Origin of the sequence: Azonexus sp. (genome assembly GCF_036170495.1) — a bacterium.
Taxonomy (GTDB): Bacteria; Pseudomonadota; Gammaproteobacteria; order Burkholderiales; family Rhodocyclaceae; genus Azonexus.
The window spans coordinates 1-3,445 of sequence record NZ_JAVHPH010000233.1 but is presented as its reverse complement, the minus strand read 5'-3'; the positions used below and the strand labels follow the sequence as shown (position 1 = coordinate 3,445).

Here is a 3,445-nt window from a genome sequence, read left to right as displayed (position 1 = left end):
CCTACAACGATGCCTTCGGCTACCGGCGCGGCGACGACGTGATTCAGATGCTGGCGCGTCTGGTTTGCGAGGCCTGCGATCAGCAAATGGATTTTGTCGGCCACATCGGCGGTGACGACTTTTTCGTTATCTTCCGCAGCGAGGATTGGGAAGTGCGTTGCTGGCAGATCGTCAGCACCTTTTTTCAGGCCATGGGCAACATGTTGGGCGTTGAGGAGCGTCTGCGCGGCGGCTACATGGCCGAAAACCGACGCGGCGAGCTGAGCTTCCAGAGCTTGCCGACCCTCTCCATTGGCGTTGTGCGCGTTGGGCCGGGCGATTGCGAGTCGCACCGCGAAGTCGCGGCGGCCGCCTCGGCCGCCAAAAAGCAGGCCAAGAAAAAAGCCAAGGACGCCGCCAATGAACCGCTCGGCGGCAGCATCTTCGTTGAGCGCCGGCGCATCGGCAGCGCCGACGCGGTACCGGCGGTCACGCGGTACATGAACTGATCTGGGCGGAGACTGAGCCTGCCTTGGCGCCGCCCCATCTCCTCAGTAAAAAAGCTGCCCCAGGTCCAATGTCCCGGTTTTTCCGAGGTGGCCGCGGTGTTCGTCCAGCCAGGCTTGCGCGTGCGCCCGGCCGCTGTCGCGCAAGCTCTCGAAGAACGGCAGGTTGACGGCGAGCTTGCTGCCGGGCGGTAGTTCGCCGAGCAGGGCGTCGGCGGTAATGGCATGGAAGCGCAATTGCCCAATGCGCCGTTCAAGCCGGCCGACCGGTAGCCGGTCGAGCAGCCATGTTGGCAGCGCTGAAGTGGTTGTCGCCTCGCGCAGGTGAGCAAACATCCGCATTTCGCGCAGAAAAGTCGCGTTGAACGACAGTTCGAGCAGGCGTTGCCGGATGTCTTCGGCCGATGCCGGTGTTTCGGTGTAACGCAGCGGCGTGAGCAGGATGAGCAGGATGTCCGGCGAAGTGCACTGGTAAGCCAGCGGAAAGACCGCCGGGTTGGCGCTGTAGCCACCGTCCCAGTAAGGCTCGCCGTCGATCACGATGGTCCGGTGGATGGTCGGCAGGCAGGCCGAGGCGAGGAGGGTGTCAACCGACAGCTCATGGTTGCGAAACAGGCGCAGCTTGCCGGAATTGGCGTGGGTCGCGGCGATGAACAGCTTGACCGGGGCGGCGCGGCGCAGGCGGGCGAAGTCGAACTGTTCGCCGAGGATGTCGCGCAGGGGGTTGAGGTCGAAGGGGTTGAGCTGCTCGGGGCTGAGGTGGTTGGTCCATTGCAGCATGAGCTTCAAGGCCGGGCTGATGCCGGTGCCGGCATCGCCGGACGACGCAAAGGGCGCGCTGGCGGCGACGCTCGTCCAGAAGCGGGCGAGCGCTTCGCGGGCGCCGTCGCGGCCGCCGGTCATCAGGCCGTGCGCCAGGCATAGTGCGTTCATCGCTCCGGCGCTGGTGCCGCTGACGCCCTCGAAGGCGAAATCCGAGTCTTCGAGCAAGGCGTCGAGGACACCCCAGGTAAAAGCTCCATGGGCACCGCCGCCCTGCAGGGCGAGATTCATGGCGTGTGTCTTGCCGGCTTTGAGGTGCATGCTACGGTCAACCCGAAAAAAAGCCCAAAAATGAAATCGCCTGGTGCGCCTATGGTCTGTCGGCCACCGCCTCGACAATCGGCGCCGGTGTCACCGAGGTCGGCTGCTGAAACGGATTACCCTGAACCAGCACGATGGCGGCCGTTGGCGCGGCGGCCAGGGCAAACAATATCACTGCGACCATCGCCGCCCGTGGCTTGTCGACATGGACGACGGACACCGAGAGCAGGGTCAGCAAACCGAGAAAGGCCATGCCCAGCCACTTGAGCGGATTGACGTGGGTCTGGCTAAGGCCGATGCGCAGATCGCGCTCGTCGCGAATTTCGATGGCCTTGCGCAGCATCAGCGCCTGGACGTTGTCGCCGGCCGCGGCCGCCATCTTCGGGCTGGCCAGCAGAGAGAGCAGCGCGTCGGCCAGGGCGGTCACTTCGGCGCTTGACTGGCGGGCTGCGAGCATTGGCCATTCGCTGGCGCTGGCTTTCCCGTAGTGGGCAACGGCGCCGCGCACCTCGCCACGCAGCGGCTCGGCCAGTTGCTCCGAGAGCACGGCAATGCTGCGCAGCGAATCGGCCTCCTTGAACACCGCGTTCATCGCCCGGTCGTGGGCGCTCCACGTGTCGTTGGCGAGAAAGGCCAGGGTCAGCCCGAAGAGCACGCCGATGATGTTGATGAAGGGCGGAGCGACGCCCTGCAGTGAGGCGATCCAGCCGGCCCAGCGCGGCCGGTGCAGGGCCCATTGCACGGCGGCGACGGCGGCAAAGGTGCCAACGACGGCCAGGAAGGCGTAACCGTAATGGTCGTAAATGTGCCAGTTGCTGGTGGGCATGTGCGGTGCGTCCGTTTCCTGTAACAGCGGGAGAGTCTGGGCGATGGCCGCGCCCGGCGTCAATCTTTCCACCAGAAACCGGAGAAAAAAAGCCCGGCAGGGCCGGGCAGAAAGGAGAGAATGCTTTTTTCTTATGACGTCAGGCGGCAGCCTTTTTGCTCGATGCGGCACGGCGGCGCGGGACCGCCGCGCTGGGCGCCATGATTTCACTCGTTTGATGGATTTCGTTTTCAGCCAGCGTCACCGTTTCGATGGCTGCCTCACTGATGCCGTGCAAGGTCTGCTCGGCGCTTTGCAAGGTGCTCTTCATCGCCAGCAGGGAAAATTCGGCTTCCCACGGGCTGGTTTTGGTGGCGCGATTGATCGTCGCGAAAACGATTTCATCCAGTATGCGCACCTGGGATTCGGCGTTGCGAATCATCGCCTTGTGCGTCTCGTCGATGATCGCCAGCGTGCCGTCCAGCAAGCGACTGGTACGGGCGGCGCCGTCCAGCCAGACGGCGGTCGGGAACTGGGTCATCGTCTCGAGTTGGCCGTGGCCCACTTGCGCGAAGTGCCGGCTACCGTGATGGACGGCTTCGCGGCTGTTGCTGGAAATCAGTTCGGAAAAACGCTGGCCGGCATCAATGCAGGCCGCCGACAGATCGAGCAGATTGTTCAGCGCGCGTTCGCGGCTTCGGGCGATTTCATGAGAGGACAAATACATGGGGGCTCCCGACGGTGTTTGACCGTCGGAGACTAGCGCCCCGATGTGACAAAAAAATGAATCGGCGAGTTGATCAGCGAATGGTTTTGACGCCTTCGGCCGTGCCGAGCAGCAGCAGGTTGGCCGGGCGTACGGCGAACAGGCCGTTGGTGACGACGCCGGTGATCTGGTTGATCTGCGCTTCGAGGCCCTTCGGGTCGGCGATGGCCAGGCCGTGGACGTCGAGGATGAGGTTGCCGTTATCGGTCACGAAGCCTTCGCGCAGCACCGGCGTGCCGCCGAGCTTGGCCAGTTGGCGGGCGACATGGGCGCGCGACATCGGGATGACCTCGACCGGCAGCGGGA

Annotated in this window: 5 protein-coding genes; 1 reads left to right on the top strand and 4 read right to left on the bottom strand. The window is 64.3% G+C overall.

The annotated features are described in order from the left end of the window. On the top strand, nucleotides 1-488 hold a 488-nt coding region (locus tag ADADOO_RS08000), incomplete at its 5' end, for a diguanylate cyclase domain-containing protein (RefSeq protein ID WP_511276525.1). A gap of 42 nt (nucleotides 489-530) precedes the next feature. Here the strand turns inward: ADADOO_RS08000 and ADADOO_RS07995 are convergent. From ADADOO_RS07995 to ADADOO_RS07980, 4 genes are all read right to left on the bottom strand, one after another. Next, nucleotides 531-1,568: a patatin-like phospholipase family protein gene (locus ADADOO_RS07995; RefSeq protein ID WP_511276523.1), complete on the bottom strand. Its 1,038-nt coding sequence runs from the start codon at nucleotides 1,566-1,568 to the stop codon at nucleotides 531-533. A 49-nt stretch (nucleotides 1,569-1,617) separates the two neighbouring features. Further along, nucleotides 1,618-2,466: a bestrophin-like domain gene (locus tag ADADOO_RS07990; RefSeq protein WP_511276521.1), complete on the bottom strand. Its 849-nt coding sequence runs from the start codon at nucleotides 2,464-2,466 to the stop codon at nucleotides 1,618-1,620. A gap of 67 nt (nucleotides 2,467-2,533) precedes the next feature. Further along, nucleotides 2,534-3,100 carry a hypothetical protein gene (locus tag ADADOO_RS07985; RefSeq protein ID WP_511276519.1) on the bottom strand — a complete coding sequence of 189 codons (567 nt, stop codon included), beginning with the start codon at nucleotides 3,098-3,100 and terminating at the stop codon, nucleotides 2,534-2,536. A 73-nt stretch (nucleotides 3,101-3,173) separates the two neighbouring features. Beyond that, on the bottom strand, nucleotides 3,174-3,445 hold a 272-nt coding region (locus ADADOO_RS07980), incomplete at its 5' end, for a ribose-5-phosphate isomerase A (protein ID WP_511276518.1).

Excerpts from the sequence above, each read along its gene's own strand:
- ADADOO_RS07985 (WP_511276519.1), bottom strand. The coding sequence starts at position 3,100 with ATGTATTTGTCCTCTCATGAAATCGCCCGAAGCCGCGAACGCGCGCTG.
- ADADOO_RS07995 (WP_511276523.1), bottom strand. The coding sequence starts at position 1,568 with ATGCACCTCAAAGCCGGCAAGACACACGCCATGAATCTCGCCCTGCAG.